General features: G+C 41.9%; 15 protein-coding genes. All 15 read right to left on the reverse strand.

Annotation, left to right across the window (positions count from 1 at the left end):
- Positions 1-43: 43 nt before the first annotated feature.
- Positions 44-1051: a 4-hydroxy-2-oxovalerate aldolase gene (gene dmpG / locus ABS301_RS02485; protein ID WP_349670684.1), complete on the reverse strand. Its 1008-nt coding sequence runs from the start codon at positions 1049-1051 to the stop codon at positions 44-46.
- Position 1052: 1 nt separating this feature from the next.
- Positions 1053-1934 carry an acetaldehyde dehydrogenase (acetylating) gene (locus tag ABS301_RS02490; RefSeq protein ID WP_349670685.1) on the reverse strand — a complete coding sequence of 294 codons (882 nt, stop codon included), beginning with the start codon at positions 1932-1934 and terminating at the stop codon, positions 1053-1055.
- 33 nt (positions 1935-1967) lie between these two features.
- Positions 1968-2744 (reverse strand): 2-keto-4-pentenoate hydratase, encoded by a 777-nt coding sequence (locus tag ABS301_RS02495; protein ID WP_349670686.1) that lies wholly within the window; start codon positions 2742-2744, stop codon positions 1968-1970.
- Between the two features lie 16 nt (positions 2745-2760).
- Complete coding sequence (locus ABS301_RS02500; RefSeq protein ID WP_349670687.1) at positions 2761-3606, reverse strand: alpha/beta fold hydrolase; 846 nt, start codon at positions 3604-3606, stop codon at positions 2761-2763.
- A 23-nt stretch (positions 3607-3629) separates the two neighbouring features.
- A complete protein-coding gene (locus ABS301_RS02505; RefSeq protein WP_349670688.1) occupies positions 3630-4430 on the reverse strand; it encodes an IclR family transcriptional regulator in 801 nt (266 codons plus the stop codon).
- A gap of 247 nt (positions 4431-4677) precedes the next feature.
- Positions 4678-5751: a sporulation integral membrane protein YtvI gene (gene ytvI, locus ABS301_RS02510; protein WP_349670689.1), complete on the reverse strand. Its 1074-nt coding sequence runs from the start codon at positions 5749-5751 to the stop codon at positions 4678-4680.
- Between the two features lie 23 nt (positions 5752-5774).
- On the reverse strand, positions 5775-7043 hold the full coding sequence (locus ABS301_RS02515) for a hypothetical protein (RefSeq protein ID WP_349670690.1): 1269 nt from the start codon (positions 7041-7043) through the stop codon (positions 5775-5777).
- A gap of 99 nt (positions 7044-7142) precedes the next feature.
- Positions 7143-8840 carry an arginine--tRNA ligase gene (argS, locus tag ABS301_RS02520; protein ID WP_349670691.1) on the reverse strand — a complete coding sequence of 566 codons (1698 nt, stop codon included), beginning with the start codon at positions 8838-8840 and terminating at the stop codon, positions 7143-7145.
- Between the two features lie 286 nt (positions 8841-9126).
- Positions 9127-11748, reverse strand: a complete 2622-nt coding sequence (locus ABS301_RS02525; protein ID WP_349670692.1) for a winged helix-turn-helix domain-containing protein — start codon at positions 11746-11748, stop codon at positions 9127-9129.
- Positions 11749-11824: 76 nt separating this feature from the next.
- Entirely contained in the window at positions 11825-12805 is a 981-nt protein-coding gene (locus tag ABS301_RS02530; RefSeq protein WP_349670693.1) for an ABC transporter permease, read from the reverse strand.
- Entirely contained in the window at positions 12802-13542 is a 741-nt protein-coding gene (locus ABS301_RS02535) for an ABC transporter permease (protein WP_349670694.1), read from the reverse strand. Before ABS301_RS02535 ends, ABS301_RS02530 begins: the two co-directional genes overlap by 4 nt.
- A gap of 15 nt (positions 13543-13557) precedes the next feature.
- On the reverse strand, positions 13558-14496 hold the full coding sequence (locus ABS301_RS02540) for an ABC transporter ATP-binding protein (RefSeq protein ID WP_349670695.1): 939 nt from the start codon (positions 14494-14496) through the stop codon (positions 13558-13560).
- Positions 14497-14732: 236 nt separating this feature from the next.
- Positions 14733-15686 (reverse strand): phosphotriesterase family protein, encoded by a 954-nt coding sequence (locus ABS301_RS02545; protein ID WP_349670696.1) that lies wholly within the window; start codon positions 15684-15686, stop codon positions 14733-14735.
- Between the two features lie 117 nt (positions 15687-15803).
- The gene (locus ABS301_RS02550) at positions 15804-16766 is read right to left on the reverse strand and encodes an alpha/beta hydrolase (protein WP_349670697.1); all 963 of its coding nucleotides are present in this window, start codon (positions 16764-16766) and stop codon (positions 15804-15806) included.
- Positions 16767-16788: 22 nt separating this feature from the next.
- Positions 16789-17727, reverse strand: coding sequence for a helix-turn-helix transcriptional regulator (locus tag ABS301_RS02555; RefSeq protein WP_349670698.1), 939 nt, complete (start codon positions 17725-17727; stop codon positions 16789-16791).
- Positions 17728-17749 lie beyond the last annotated feature (22 nt).

A 17749-nucleotide genomic window follows, 5' to 3' on the forward strand; every position in this document is an offset into this window, starting at 1 on the left:
TTTGCTACACGTTCCCCAATCCGTTCTTTCCGGCTTTTTATTTTCAGCCTGCCTGTTTTTTCAGCTGATAGGCCACACTTAAGATCATATCCTCCTGTCCACCTACCATCCTTCTTTTTCCCAGTTCAATCATAATGTCTCTTGGATCTAAATCGTACTTTTTTGCTGCATCGTAAACATGAAGCAGAAAGCTGGAATAGACTCCTGCATAGCCCAGCATGAGAGATCCGTTATCCACTGTCTGCGGTCGCTGCATCAATGGTTCCACACTGCGTTCTGCCAGATCCATTAATCCATAAAAATCCAGACCGGTATCCAGACCCTTGCGCTTTAGTACCCCGGCCAGCACTTCAATCTGAGTGTTTCCGGCACCTGCCCCCAACCCCCTGAGGGTGGCGTCAATGTACTGAGCTCCTGCCTCCACGGCAGCCAGTGAATTGGCGATTGCCAGATTTAAATTGTTGTGGGCGTGAAAGCCTACTGGAATACGGACTGCCTCTTTTACTGCCTTAACCCGGGCTGCCACATCTTCCGGAAGAAGAAACCCGGCTGAATCTGCCAGATTGATATAGTCCGCCCCATAGCCTTCCATCTTTTTGGCTTCCTCTGCTATGACCTCTGGTTCTGCCATATGAGTCATCATCAGAAATCCCACTGTCATCATACCAAGCTTTCTGGCTGCTTCGATATGCTGGGCGCTTACATCTGCCTCTGTTACATGAGTTGCCACACGGACAGCCTTTGCCCCACTGTCATGAGCCTTTTTTAAATCCTCGATGGTTCCGATTCCCGGAAGCAGCAGCACCGTCAGTTTTCCGTTTTTTATCTGCTTTGCCGCCGCTTTTAATAGGAGAAATTCATCTCTTTTTGAAAATCCATAGGTATAACTGGAACCACCTAACCCATCTCCATGGGATAACTCGATGAGGGGAACATGACAGCGGTCAAGTCCGGCTGCAATTGCAGAAACCTGTTCTTCCGTGAAGCTGTGCCTGACTGCATGGCTTCCATCTCTTAACGTGGTATCTACAATCTGTATCTTCTGTTCCATATCAACCGCCTCCTTTCATCAGCATATCCCCGGCAATTTCTTCGGCAGCCGCTATGGCAGCCGCATTAATGATGTCTAAGTTCCCTGAGTATTTGGGAAGAAAATCTCCCTGGCCTTCAATCTGCACAACCACTGTTACTTTGTCTCCCTGCTGGATTGGAGGAACCAGAAGCTGGTATCCCGGTACATATTGCTTCATTTTCTCCACCATATCATAAATGGACTGCTGGATTTTATCCATCGTGACACTGGTATCCTTCACTCTCATCATAATGGTATCGGTCATCATAATGGGTGGAACAGCTGGATTGAGAACGATGATCGCCTTCCCTTCATCGGCGCCCCCCACAGTCTCAATGGCCTTTTTGGTTGTCTCAGTAAACTCATCCATATTGGCTCTTGTGCCAGGGCCTGCACTTTTTGATGATATGGCTGCAATAATTTCCGCATAAGCCACTCCCGCAGTGCTCGCCACTGCATGGACGATGGGAATTGTTGCCTGACCTCCGCAGGTCACCATATTAATGTTGGTTTCGTGCTTTAGCTGCTCCAGATTCACACTGGGTACGCAGTAGGGGCCAACTGCGGCAGGTGTCAGATCAATGGCAATTTTACCTGCCGCTTTTAATAAGCCACTGTTTGTATTGGCGTGGGCAGCCGCGCTGGTGGCATCAAATACAATTCTGATATCTGTTTGTTCGGCTACCCTGGTTACTCCTTCTGTCGTAACCGGTATTCCAAGGGCACGTGCTCTTTTTATTCCTTCCGATTCCACAATACCAGCCATCATCGCCATCTCTAAATTCCTGCTGCGAAATATTTTATACATGAGATCACTGCCGATGTTTCCCGGTCCGATCACCGCAACTTTAATCTTATCCAAGGCCTTCCTCCTTTCTTTTGGCATTTTATCAAATCAGATAAAGCTGGCTTTCACTGATCCAAGGGTTGAAAAATGGGCTTCAAAAACATCTCCCCGTTTTGCCTCCGGAGCTGCGCTGAAGGCTCCGGATAAAATCACCTCTCCTTTTTTTAAGGTAACACCATAATTCCACAGACAATTGGCAAGCCAGGCCACGGAATGAATGGGGTTACCAAGAACCGCTGCTCCGGTTCCCTCTCCTACAAGTTCCTCTCCATTTTTATACAGTTCCATCTTAACGGCTGATAGATCAACCTGATTTAAAAGGACCTTTTTCTTACCCAGTACGTAGCAGCCAGAAGAGGCATTATCCGCAATGGTATCTGGCAGTTTGATTTTCCAGTCTGCAACACGGCTGTCCACGATTTCAAAGGCACATACCACATAATCGGTTGCCCGAACAACATCTTCTGGTGTGACCTCGCCGCCTTCTAAATCATTTTTTAATATAAATGCTACCTCTGCTTCTATTTTAGGCTGCAGCAGCCGGTCAATGGGTACTTCCAGCAAATACTCCATGCTTTCAAACAGATGTCCGTAATCCGGTTCATTCACCCCCAGCTGTTTTTGAATTCCCTCAGAGGTTAATCCTATTTTTTTACCCGAAACAATCTGACCAAGGCTTAATTGCCGCTTCACATTCTCAAGCTGTATGGCATATGCATCGGAAACACTTAATGTGGGATCTGCCTGTGTAAGAGGCAAAATGGGAATCCCAGCCTCCTGAGCCTGAAACAGGTCATCTGCAAATTTCTTTATTTTCTCTTCCATATCATTCCTCCTCGCATCACTGTCTGGAATAAAGAGGATCAATGGTCAGGAAATTATGTACCAGAGCAGCAAATTCCTCTGTCCGTTCAATCTGGGTCCAGTGACCGCATTTGCCAAACACATGAAGCTGGCTATTCTCCAGACACTGGGTCAGCTTCATGGATGTTTCAATTGGAATCACCCGGTCTTCCCTGCCATGAATAATCAAGGTCTGGTGGCGCACTTCCCTGAGGTATATTTCATATTTTGCCATTGCTTCCACACCCTTTTGCCTGGGCTCCGGAAACATGGAAGAAAAACTTTCCTGAAATCCCGGCTGGATACTCCCCTCATACCGTGCTCCCGCCAGTTCCTTTGGCATCATCCCCTGATTATAGGCAAATATGCCAATCAGCTCCTGCATATTTTCCAGTGAGGGCTGGTATCCCCAAACCCGGTCAAGACCGTAAGTAATAGGGAATGTAACTCCCATGCTCCCCATGAGCACCAGCTTGCGGACCCGCTTCGGATTGGTGATTGCAACGGCAAGAGCCAGTGCTCCCCCAAAGGAATTCCCCACTAAATCCGCCTGTTCAATTTCAAGGGCATCCAAAAAATCAATGGTCTGTTTTACCCACACATCCATACCGTAATGAACTCCCTCCGGCCGGTCCGTATATCCAAAACCAACCATATCCGGTGCCAGAATCCGATGATTTGGTGCAAGAAGAGGAAATACTTTATTCCAGTTTGCCCAGGCAGATACTCCTGGTCCGGAACCATGAAGCATCACAAGGGGAAATCCCGCTCCTACATCATGGTAATTTGTTTGAAATCCTCCGGTGATAATTGAATTTGCTATCTCAGGTCTTTTTTCCATCATTTCAATCCACTCTCCTTTTTGAATTAATCCTGTTTCAGTTTCCTGTAGCCCATGGCAGATGATATGGAATCTGCGGTTTCTTTTACCAGAACAATTACTCGTTCCATTCGTTCCCCGTTCATCTGGCTGCATAAGCCGGATACGCTGACTGCATATTTTACCTGTCCCCTGCTGTCAAAGATAGGTGCTGCCACACAACGAAGCCCCATCATAACTTCCTGATCATCCACTGCGTAACCCTGGCTGCGGATCTGCTCCAGTTCCTTTAAAAGAGCTGGCAGCGTGGTTATGGTTCGTTCCGTAAAGGAATGCATTCCATGCTGACGTATAATCTGCCTGACTTTACCTGCCGGTAAATAGGCCAGTATGGATTTTCCCAAGCCGCTGCAATGCATGGGAAGACGTCTGCCGATTTCCGATACAATTCGTATCAGGTGATGGGAATCAATTTTATCCAGATAGAGCACTTCCCCCTGATCCTCTGTGGCAAGCTGTATCATGTCACCCAGCTGATTATTCAGCTTTTGCATAAACGGCTTTGCAATGGAACGGATATCCCAGGAATGACCAATCTGATTCCCCAGTTCAAAGAAACGGATTCCCAGACGATAGCAGCCGGTCTCCTCCGACTGATCCACATACCGGTAATCACGAAGAGTGGAAATCAATCCGTAAACCGTGCTTTTCGGCCAGTTTAACCGGGTTGCAATTTCTGTCAGCGTCATCTCACTGTCTTCTTTCGCCAGTAATTCGATTAAGAGAAGTGCCCGCTCTACCGATTGTACATGTGAAGATTTCTTTTCCGAAGGTTTACTGTTCTCCATTGCTCATCAATGCCTTTCTTTATTGTTTTTTTGTTTATTATGATCAAATTAATGTTGTTTTTCATGCTTTTATAATAACATTATGACAAATACAATTCAACTATTTTGTTCCCATATACCGAATAGTAATTCCCATATACCGAACAAATTTTAAATTGACCATAATCCAGACATGAAATAACGCACAAAAAAGGAACAGTTGCTCAACGAACCACACTGGTTTTGCAACTGTTCCTGATAATTTTATTTATTTGTACAACTTTATTGTATTGGTATCATTTAAATGACGGAGCAGGGAAAAAAAGATAGGAAAGCTGATCATTCCCATAATACCAAACAGCTCAGCACCTACAAACATACTGAGCAGTGCTACAATGGGATGCAGACCGATTTGGCTGCCTACAATTTTAGGCTCCAGAATGTTACGAATCACGGTAATAACCAGATACACCAAAAGAAGTCCCATTGCTAACGGTCCATTCCCCTGAATAGCAGCAATCATCATCCACGGGAGCATAATCCCGCCGGTTCCAAGCACCGGAAGAATGTCAAAAACTGAGATTGCAAGAGCAATTAAGATTGCATTTGACACCCGTATCATTGTAAGTCCAATGGACAGCTCCACAAATGTAATTGCCATAATGAGGGCGTAGGAACGGATATATACAAACAATGTATCTACCATAAATTCCTTTATTTGCCACAACATTTCCACTGTCTTATGGGGTAACTGGCGGGTAATAAATTCAACCATAAGATCATAATCTCCTGCAATAAAAAAGGTTGAAATAATCATTAGCAGGATTTTGAGAAACATTCCAGGCAACAGGGAAGCGTAGCCGGTAAGTTCCCCCACTATCCTTACGGATAAGCTGGTAACAAGTTCGCCCACAGACTGGACAAACTGGGAAAACAAGCCATTAATCGTTTTTACAAGCGCAGCATCCATATGGGAAACAGTCCGCTCAATCCCTTTAAATATATAACCAAAAGCAGGTTCTATCTGATTGGTATAGATTGACGGCAATGCCATTACCATATCAACGGTAACCATCACCAGCTTAATCCCAAGCAGGGCAATCAAAATACCTGCAGTACTGTAAAACAGAAGAACTAACAGCATGGCAGTCATTTTATAAGGAAGATTTGTTTTCTCAGCGATTAATTCCGCCGGTCTTTTTAAGAGGTAAGCAATTAAAAATGCTGCTAAAAAGGGAGAAACAAGCCCCAATGCATATCGGATGGTAATGGTTACTGACAAAAGAATCAATCCACAGTAAATCAGGTTCACTATAAATCGTTTTTGTTTTTCGTAGTCCATATGTTTCCTTTTCCCATTGCAAATCAGTTATAGTTAAGGTTCAATTGCAGAACAACCTTATCAAGAAAAGCAGAAATCGTATCCCGATCAGCCTGCGAACCATAAAGATTGACACTTAACACAGGATTATCATCAAATGTTGAAACCGCAAGCTGGAAATAGGGGCTGTACTTTATGGAACCGGTCATAAAAGCTTTTGTGATCTGCAGCTCATCGAAGCAGAACTGTGTTTTATCAATGATTCCAATATTGGTGAATGCAATCAGCGCATTATCAAAACTTTTATTTACCATACGTTCTGCCAGTTGATAAGGCAATCGGTCATATACGTTCTCCAGAATGAACATACTTTTTATACAGGCAATACTGGATTTTTCTTTCTTCATACTTTCCCTTACTTTTAAAAGAGTATCTTCAAATGATGCTCCAATATCGGATCCGATGTCACAGTTAAGATTGGTACAGAGATTACAGATCCCTTCGGCTTTATGACCGGGTAAATATTTCCTTAAATCCACAGTGCTGGGAATTGCAAAAATATAACCAAAAATTTCATAAAGAGTGCGGATATATGCAGTAAGTATCATGTCATTTATGGTAGCATCATGATTCCTGGCATATTCTTTCAGATTCAAAAAAGTCTCTTTGGTAATACTTCTGATCTCGATAAATGGACTCTTTAAGTCTCCCTCCAGTTTTAATTGTGCAGGATCATGAGTGGACATATCATTCTTACAAAATAGAATTTTAATTTTTTCTTTCCATGAAAACATCTTAGTGATCTGGGATAATCTTCTGCTTCCCAATGCCGGTGGATGATAATTTGCATCTTCCCTGACTTTATTGTAAATGCTGCTTAACAAATACAGATAGTCCTTAAATCCTGCTGCATCACACAGCATATGGTTCATTAGTATGACAAGAGTATCCGCTTTTCCATTCCGGATCACCCACAGCTTTATCTGAGGCCCTGTGGATGTATTGATTTCTGAAACAAGGAACTGGTTTACTGCCGTTTCAGCATCTGCCGTTTCAATTAAAGTCAGCATTTCATTTGTAGTATTGCTGCGGCTTTCCCAATATGGGCGTCTTTCTTCTTCATTAAAACCACATTTGAGCAAAGGGAACGCTTCTACTGATACAGCGACGGATTTACGCAGCCGGTTCATATCTAATTTACCTTCAAACGATACGAGAAAATGTAATATATGGTCATTTATCTTCTTTATCTGGAACAGATGCTGTAAGCTGTCCCACGCTTCAACTTTATACCGGACATGCGCTTCCCTCATTGACGTTACCTCGTAATTTCCCTTTCATCGGACTTCCTATATTTGTATATGCTCTTTTTCCTGATTATACCACGTAATTTGAGTTCTGTTCCTTAATTTCTACATTTCTTCTGGACATGTCATACCAAGCAGACCGCAGGCATCCAATATGACGCGCTGAGTCAGATCTGCCAGAACAATCCTTGCCTGCCTTGTGTTTTCTTCTGCCTGTAAAATAGGACATTCGTGATAAAATTGATTAAATGCCACTGCAACAGTTATTAAATACCTTGCAATAACAGAAGGTTCATAACGCTCTGCCGCCTTTAACACAGCATCCTCATAGCCGGAAAGTGCTTTTATCAGGGCGTATCCCTTATCTTCCGTCAGTGCATGAAAATCCATATTCTCATAATCAGCTTCTTTCTTGTTCTTTCTTATTATGCTTTTGGCGCGTGCATAGGTATACTGAACGTAAGGGCCGGTCGTTCCATCAAAGCTCAATACGGCTTCCCAGGAAAAATCAACATTTTTTATCCGCTGATTAAACAAGTCATGAAAAATAACTGCGCCAATTCCTATTTTCTCAGCTGCCTGCTCTTTCTCTTGTAAATCCGGATTTTTATCCTGAATTGCCTGTAATGCACGTTCCATGGATTCATTCAGGATATCCTCTGCGTAAATAATATTGCCGCTTCGGGTTGATAACTTTGCTCCTTCCAGGCTTACTAATCCGTAAGGAACATGAACGAGAGTATCCGCCCAGTTGTATCCCATCAATTCAATTGCTTTAAATACCTGTTTAAAATGTAAACTTTGCTCCAATCCGGTCACATACACACAACGGTCAAAGTGATACGTTTCTTTCCTGTATAAAACAGCAGCGATATCCCTGGAATGATAGATGGAACTGCCATCACTTTTGGTTATGAGACATGGGGGCATGTCATATTCTGACAGTTCAATGATATCTGCTCCCTGGCTCTTTTTCAACAGCCCTTTGAGCTTCAGTTCTTCTACTAAAGCAGGTACTTTATCCCGGTAAAAGCTTTCGCCGGCATAAGAATCAAAGGTGATTCCCAGCAGATCATACACACGGGAATATTCCTTTAAACTGATCTCCTTAAACCAGTTCCATATTCCCATTGCTTCCTCATCGTTGTGTTCCATCTTTACAAACCAGTTTCTTGCCTGAGAAAGCAATTCCGGATCTTCTTCTGCCTCTGCATTAAACTTCACATAAATTCGCAGTAATTCCTCTATCCCCTTTTCTTTTACAACTTCTTCATTGCTCCATTTTTTATATGCCACAATCAGCTTTCCAAACTGGGTTCCCCAATCGCCCAGATGATTGATGCGCACAACGTCAAATCCCAGTTTTTCATAAATTCGGTACAGGGAATTGCCAATGACTGTGGTGCGTAAATGTCCCACATGAAAATTCTTTGCTATATTGGGTGATGAATAATCCATACAGATGGTTTTGCCTGTTCCGGTCTTTGTAAGTCCGAAATCCGGACTTTTCAATTTATTAATCCAGTGCTTTACGTATTGATCACGTTTCATAAACAGATTTAAATACCCGTTTACCGCCTCTGATTTTTCAATCCCCAGTTCTTCCTGTACTTCCTCCATGAAAGCTTTCAGCTCTTGTGCAATCCAGACAGGACTTTTATGCATTACTTTCGCAAAAGAAAAACATGGTAGTGCGAAATCTCCCATATTTTCCTCAGGAGGAATTTCCATAATTGCGATCACCTCCTGTTCACTTACATTCTCCAGACTTTTTGCAATCCATTTGCAGATTTCTTCTTTCATAATTAACCTCCTTTTTTTCATTTTTATAAAAGAATAAAAAAAGAACCGCAACAGATCAGCATATGCTGAAATAATTACGGTTCTGCTATTAACTATGAACCGCACAGAAACAAGACGTATCAATCCTGCAACCATGCGAGTATTCTTTGCATCAGTTACAAGAATTTACGTCTTTCTCTGCGTCTTAAGCTGTTCATGTAAAATGTCTTCATAGTTAAATTCCTCTCAAAAATGTTGTTTTCATTCTACTTTAAAAAATCTTTTTTTGCAAGTACTAATATAACGATTATATTAACCCGTCTTTCCTCGCCTTTTCTACAGCCATCATACGGGAGGAAACTCCAAGTTTTCCAAATATACTGAGTACATGGGTCTTCACCGTGGCCTGGGATATACAGAGATTCTCTGCAATCTCCCGATTGGTAATACCAAGAGACAGCTGGCTTAATACCTCTTGTTCACGGGCGGACAGCATCTCCGTACTACTTTCCTTAAGAGTCTGCCCTCCGCAGATCACTATGATGTCACTTAAGAATGAGGCTTCCTCAGGACTTAAAAATTGGTTTCCCGCTGTTTTCTCATATAATTCCTTCATCAAAGGCAGCAGTGTAACTCGGTCTAAGTAAAACGGCATAAGGATCCGGTCTTTGTGAGAATAATGAATCGCTTCAACCAGAAGATTATTGGTTTCCCGCTGGACCCCCTCTTTCTTCGGCATTTGGGAAAGCATCACTATTTTCAGAATGTCAGCTTCTGCCAGGCGAAGCTTATTATGATGGAGACGGGAAGCAGCCAGTATGTCCTCGGTTTCTTTGAAAGCCACTTCAGTTTCGCCGCGCTGAAACAGGATTCGGGCACGGAGCAGTTTCATAAACGGCTGCTGCCTGTATTTCTTTGAAACTTCCAGCTCATTTAAAAAGCGTTCAGACAGATCTTCCGATAGCTTGTTAATACAGGCAAGCTCATAGAGCAAACGTCCCAGCGAGAGTACACTATAGTTGGGATATTCCGATAAAATCCCCTCTACATAAGAAACCGCTGTATCATTTTCACCGCACAAAAACTTCATTTCCGCCAGATGATAGGCCAGTGTCATATCGGTAATCCCCGCATGAATATGGCGTTCAGTCAGGATCTTCCCGGTTTGTTCCAATACGTCCTTTGCCTGATCCAGCTCCATTCTACGAATATAAACTCCTGCCAGTCCGAAATAATAGTTGGTATCAATTCCCATTAAACCACTGACTGTTTTCATTATCTCTTTGGATTTGGCATAGCAGGAAAAGCTGTCATTCAGACGTCCCATTTCTTCATAAACCTGACTCAGCTGATTATAAGCAAAGAAGATAATAAATGAATTTAATCCGGCAGCAATTTTAATCCCTTTTAAGATGCAGGCTTCCGCCTCCTCATATTTCATTCGATCCAATAATGCACCAGCATTTTCAATGAGCAGCACCGCTTTCATAACGGGCCCAAACGGAATTTGTTCCATTTGCTCATCCGTCAGCGCAGGACACTGAGGCAAAATCCCGTCTTTGGTGGTAAAATAGATTTGAGCGAAGTCAACAAAACGAAATAAGTCAGAATCCTGATACAGTTCTTTGAATTTATCGTAAATATCATTGCATCGTTTGGTATTGATATTTCCCAGATTATAAAGAAAGCACTGGGCAGCAAGATCTGCATCCTGGAATAACAGCTCTATGGGAACACGGTCAAGATAACTCCATGCTTCTATCCTTCCTTCCATCAATTTGGTGATACGAAGGACTTCATTATAATTGCCTGCCTCACAGTGTTCCTGTAAAGCTTCCTCATAATCGTTTCTTTTTTCAAATGCTTCTGCCGTTATTTTGTAACATTCTGCTCTCTGCTCATCTGGGAGACATAAAAACTGCTGCTTTAAGTATTCCGATAAAATGTTGTGGTAACGATAGATTCCATTCTGCTCGTCCAGGCAGATGATAAACAGATTTTTTTCCATGAATCGTTCCATAAGCTGGTTAAAATCCTGTTTTGTAAGGTTTTGAAACAGCTTTTGGCAAATCTCCGCATCAAAATAGGAAAGATATCCCGTTTTAATTAAAAACTCCTGCTCCTGTTTCGTCAGAGCACCGATAATTTCATGAGTCAGATACTGAGAAGCAATTCCTCCTCCCGCACGCAGCAGCTGCCCGGAATATTTACCGGCTGCCTTTGCTGCAGCCGCAAGCTGCAAACCTCCGATCCAGCCTTCCGCATAATGATTTAACTGATTCAGCTCTTCCTCGCTGCCTGCCAGCTTCATCGTATCTTTCAGAAAAGCCATCCCCTCTTCCATGGTCAGCTGCATTTGTTTCCCATCAATAAACAGCAAACGGCCGGATACCGCCAGCGGACCTAAATAGACAGGCGGGTCCTCCCGTGACAGCATGAAAAAATGAAAATTGGCTGGCATTGCTTCAATAAAAAACTCAAATGTTTTAACAAGGGCCTCATCACCAATGCATTGGACATCATCAAGCACCATGTAATATTCCTCATCACCCCACAGCTGGTTGATCATGGGAATCAGCAGATTCTCCATATACTTGGTATCCGGATTTGTTCTTAACAGATTGAAAAGACTTCCTTCATCTTTTAAAAAAGGATTGATTGCAGCTGTAAAATATAGCCAGAAGGAATACACATTGGTGTTGGTAGAATCCAGTGACAGCCAGCATATATTTTTCAGTTTCTTCTCTTGTATAAAGGATGAAAGCAGAGTTGTTTTGCCTGTACCGGCACCGCCGCTCAAAAAAATAATACTCATATCCCCACACTTAGAAAGCTGTTCAAGTAACCCCTGACGCAGGATGTAATTTTTCCGGGGGGCGGGTATTTTTATTTTTGTAGTAAGAAGTAATATGTCTGAGGAATGCTCCATTGATTATTCACCTGTCATGTATTTGTTTCTATTATTGTAATCCAGGTCGTCCGCTTTGACAAGAAATGTCTTGCAATCATACCCTTTTTATATATTTCATCCGTAAACTGACACAGGAAATCACAAATAAAACCATAGAAAAAGCAATTACATATACAATACTAAAGCCGTGACGCCATGCCTCCCCCCGTTCCAGGTATTCAACAAAATCCATCAGCTGCTTCTGAGGCAGTAATTTAATGATTGTATCCAATATTATATTCTTTTTACCGAAGAAATAAAAAGTTCCTGCAAGCATGGATGATAAGACGACAATGGATCTGCCAAGCATGGAAGCATTATCTGGTTTACTGATCAGTGTATTTAATAGCAGGGCGAAGGAAATACCGAAAAAGCTCATTACCAAAATCAGACCTGCGTACTGCAAAAGGGTAAAACCAATGTTAAATCCCCCGAATTTTAATAAAACAAGCAGAAAATATTCAGGCAGAAACATGGACAGGCAGAAAATGCAGTGAGCCACGAGATAACCGCTAAAAGAAACGGGCGCTGCTGTGATCCGGCGCAACTGTCCCTGCTCTTTATCATCTGCAAACGCAAACAGATTGGCAAAAACCTCCATTAAAAGAAACATCATCATAAATCCAATTATATTAGCGCCAACACCACGGGCGGGTTTACTCCCTTTTAAGGGGGCGTCCGGATTACGCAGCATTGCTTCAACCATATTTTTATAATCATCACTTCGAAGTGTCTCGATCTCATAATCACCATCTTTGCCAATTGTCACATAAGCATCATATTTCTTCTCTACCAGTGCGGAAACAGGGGGCTTTACTGCCGAAACGACCATATCAAATTCTTTAGAACCTTTAGGCAAATCCCAGTCAGATTTGTCCGTTACCAGAACAATATGACCTTTCACCTGTTGTACATCCGTCAGATGAACTGCCAGCACCATGGAGGCAAGAGTAAATGCTGTTAATAAAACAAACATAGACAGGCGGGGAATTGTCCGCTCATAAATATTTTTAATGGTGGTGAAAAAGGTTTTCATATATAATCCTCCGTTCTGAAACATAGTTTACAGCCTGCTGTCAGCAGTGCAGAGAGCACCAGCGAAGTAATAAAGACCGGCCAGAAATATTTAAGACTGCTGTCACAGGACAAGGTAAAGAAAGCTTCATTGAGCCATCTTACCGGTGATATTTTCGTAATAAAGGCCATCAGACTTCCCATTCCGTCAAGCGAGAAGAACGTACCTCCCAAAAAACAAAGCAGGTTGATTACGGTACTCAGCAATGTGCTGGTAGTTTCTTCACAATGGAACACACAGCAGAAAAAGATTCCAAAGGCAGATGCCGCTAATTCTACCGGCGCCATTAAGAGAACAAAAAATACCGGATTACTTCCAAGGCTCACATGGACAATCGGGCACAAAACCAACAGCAGCAATGTATGCAGGGCATAATTAAAAAGAAAGGACGCTGCCATTTTAGAAAAATAAACCAGGAAACTCCCCACTGGGGAATAAATAATCCGAAGGTTGGCCCGCTTGATATCCCGTTCCATGAAACAGTTGGAGGCAGTCATTGCCCCATTTAGCATGCCATAGACAATAAGAGAGACTGTATAGTACTGATAGGCAGTCTTACTCTCAGAATAATCCCCTCCGCACAAATAACCGAGAATCAATATTAACAAACCTGCAAAAACAGTGTTATACCCGACCAGAACCGGATTTTTAAATAAATTGACCAGATCCATTTTTAAAATTGTTATAAAACGACGCATGGAAACTCTCCTCTCTCAGTCCCGCAGCTTGCGTCCTGTCAGTTTTAAGAAAACCGTCTCAAGACTTGCTGCTTCGCTTGTAATATTGCGTATTTTTTCACCGTGATCACTTAACAGGGCGATGATCCGGTCAAGATTTTCTACCCCTTTTAGAGATGTGATCTCAAACGTATTACCATCTATTTTTACAGACTTAACACCTTCCACAGAAAAAAAATCATCATGTCCCATGGTTCCGTTCTCCTCCACCTCTATGATGTATCTCTTTTCATTCTGAATCTCCTCTTTTAAACTCTCTTTGGTTCCTTCAGCAAGAATGGTTCCATGATCCATAATGATGATCCTGGAAGAGATCACTTCCACTTCTTCCATGTAATGAGTCGTATAAATAACTGTCATTCCCTGATTCTGAAGCTTTTTAATGGAAGAAAGAATATGATTCCGGCTTTGTGGATCGATTCCAACTGTGGGTTCATCCATAATGACCAGCTCCGGGTGGTGGGCGATGGCACATGCAATATTAAGACGCCTCTTCATTCCCCCTGAGAATGTCTTCACCTTATCCTTTCTGCGATCCTGCAAACCAGCAAAGAGAAGTGCCTCCTCTACCGCATCGTTTAGTCTGCTGCCATAAAGTCCATAAAGAGAAGCAAAGAACCTTAAATTGCTTTCTGCGCTTAATTCTTCGTAAAGCGCTATATCCTGAGGGACAATACCGATGGACTGTTTGTAGCTGCGCAGTTTCTTACTGATTCTATCACCTTTAAAGCGAATATCCCCCTCATCACTTCCAAGTACAGCGGTGAGAATGTTAATGGTAGTACTTTTGCCCGCACCATTGGGACCTAAAAAACACAGCACCTCTCCCCGGTGTATCTCAAAACTGATTCCTTTTAAAACAATATGATCTTTAAAACTCTTTTTTAAATTGCTGACTGTCATTAGATGATCCATAGCATTTATCTCCTTTTTATTTGCTATGGAAATCATACGGGATTGCTGCAATAAAAAAATCAACCGTTTGGCTGATTGTACCGGTTGATTTTTTATTGTTGTGTAACTCTTATATGACTCATACCATGATGAGAGCCTGGCAAATTCCAGATATGAAACATAATGAAAGGATAGCTACTACAGCCAAAAGAACAATCTTCCCTGTTAATATAAATACCTTATACATTAAAACATCCTCACTTATCATTACACATCATATCCACATCGTAGAAATTTGCAGGGTTCTCTGTCATCATACGGATTATTTCCTGCCGGCTCATTCCGTTGGCAGTGCAATAGGGAATAAATTCGTCAAAGATGGATGTACAGGGATGATGATCCAGGGACTCTTTCCCTTCTGAATGGAAGTCGTAATCCTGGGATAGAAGCACCTTATGACTGTAATTAAGTGAAATAATATCGTTTAACAGCTCAAACTCCCGGGCACTTGTTCCTTTTCTTATATTGTCAATGCCGATCCACATACCCTTTTTTGCTGCCAGTTCCACCGTTTCTCTGTTCGCATCCCGATCTGCATGCGCCCAAAGAAATTTATTGTAATCTGCATTTACCCCATCCAGGACCTGTATCACTTCATGAACCATCTCTGCCTCCAGGATATGGCAGTGAACAGGGATACCTGTCACTCTGCTGGCTTTCACCGCCGCAATCAGCATAGCCTTATCTGCGCCAGACAATTCCCCCTTGTCAAGCAGCAGTTTGATATGTCCCGGACGTATCACAATGCCATCTATGGTATCCAGACCTTCTTTAAAATCCTTGATCCATCGGTTTGCCAGCTGTTCTTCAAAATGATCTGGGAACACATCGTAAAGCTGTTTTGTCATATTCCAGCCCGTGCACGGAATGATATGCATATCTGTCTGTTCTGATAACATTTTTAACAATCTGACATTCTGCCCTCCAATTGGAGGTGACGTTTCCACAATACTCTTTCCGCCTCTTGCTTTAATATCAAGCATAACAGGTACAATATAGTTCCTGTCTGATTCCATGTTTTCCTCCGGATACTTTTTGTCAAAATACATGGTGTTTGCTAAAAACTCATCTGCCTCCCACTTAATATGTTCATGCCCCAAAGTGATTCCAAGTTCTTCTTTATAAATAGGTCCTCTTGCCGTAAAAATCATATAGATACCTCCCGCTTGCCTGTATCGGCATTTCTTTTTGTTACGTCAGCATAACAAATAAACTCTGACATAAGAGTGTCAGAGTTTAAAAAGATAGTTCAATATTTTGTGTTTTTCTTATTTTTTTAAATGAGTTGATATAAATTCTTTTGACAATTCAGCTATTTTATCAGCATTGGACCAGTGCAGATAATGTTCCCCGGCAAGGGTTTCTACTTTTTGTATGGAAGGATTGGTTATTAACTGTTGATGAAGCGGGAGCCAGTTTTGATCGGTATCTTCGGAATCCTTGGCTAAAATAGCAAGAACAGGGAGATTATCCGGATATTTTACATCATATAATTCTTCTGTGTTTTTATTTACACTGTTAAATTCATTTATTACAGATACATTTACACTGTTCCACGCTGTGGCCATTTTTTTTATTTTAATCTGATCTTCCGTGTAATCCTTATTTTTATTCTTTGTATCCTCAGCCTCCGGCAAAAGATATGTGACGTCCCTTATGATGCCAAATGTGTTAAGCAAAGTTAAGCTGTGAGACATATCGGGATCTTTACTAATTTTTGTCTGATTTGGCACTGACTCATCAATTCCAATGATTGCCTCCACTTCATCAGGGTATTTCATCGCATAATACATAGAATAAATCCCGGATATTGAGTGAGGCATTAAAATATATGGTCCCTTTATTTCTAATTGGTTCAGCGCAGTCCGTATTTCAGTTACAATATTTTCATTGGAACGCTCTGCTTTTGTTGTATCACTGAAACCATAACCAAAGTATTCAAGAATTACAACTTTGTAATCCGTACTCAATCGATCTGCCAGGGGCATAAAATCTGCGATCGGTGATGCAGTTCCCAATCCGCTTAATAAAACAATGGTTTTTTCTCCCTGGCCGGTCACATATGCCTGCATATGCTTTCCATCTATATCAATGGTTTTTCCGATTGTGTATTTCTTTTTTTCCATTGATGTAAGAATATTGTGAGTTAACGCTGAGATGATTAAAAGGCCAGCGATGATTATAAAGAACCATAGTATTATCTTCCCGGTTATTCTAATAGCTTTCTTCATCTGATAAGCTCCTCTGTGATACCTACTGATACTTTTCGGATAACGCATTACTTAACTGCTTTATTTCTTCCATGAATTCTTCCGGCTTTAAAGCAGTCACCTTTTCCGGATGGCATAGAACCAGTTTACATATTTCATCCTTATAAGGAGTTGTGACCGTCAGATGTATTTTGCTGTCCATGGATTGGGTCACGGCATTCTGGAGATAAACATCATCCTTGATAATCCTGTAAAGAGCCGGATCTATAAGCAGTTCATACGTATTCCACCGAAACTTATCGTGCTCTGGTACAGGCAATTCCCTGTTTATAAAATGATTTTCTTCATCCACGCATGTAATTGATACGATTCGGTCAAGCCGGAACGTTCGCTTTTCTTTTCTCAAATGACAGTAGCCGTTTATATACCACCCTCCATCTCCAAACTGCAGCTCTATGGGTGAAAAACGCCTGGACTGTGTGGTGTTCCGCTCTGGATGATAATAACTAAGCTGCAGATCACAGGATTTCCACAATGCCTCTAATATGGGCTTTAGAACATCGTCTGCGTAGCCTTTGGGTATTATCCGCAATATATCAAAATTTATGTGTGATATAGCCTGGGAAGCCTTTTGCCTTTCATCATCCGGCAAAACATTCAGCAGCTTGCCGCTTAGCAGGTTATAATCGGCTGCCATGTTTGGGATACGAAACTCTTCCCCTGCCTTTAACACCATCAAAAGCATTAATATTTCCTGCTCACTAAGTTTAATACTTGGCATAAAATAGGAGGAATCTATTTCATACCCCCCTCCCAGTCCCTCATAGGAAATAATGGGGACACGAAGCTGACTGAGCGCATCAATATCTCTGTAAATTGTCCGCTCACTCACATCAAAATAATCAGCCAGCTCTTTGGCCTTCATTTTTCTACGCATTCGTAACAAATGAATAATTCCATTCTGTCTTTCTGTTTTTTTCATTCAATATATTCTTTCTATTAAT

Source organism: Lacrimispora sp., assembly GCF_031982545.1.
In the GTDB taxonomy this organism is placed as follows: Bacteria; Bacillota; Clostridia; order Lachnospirales; family Lachnospiraceae; genus Lacrimispora.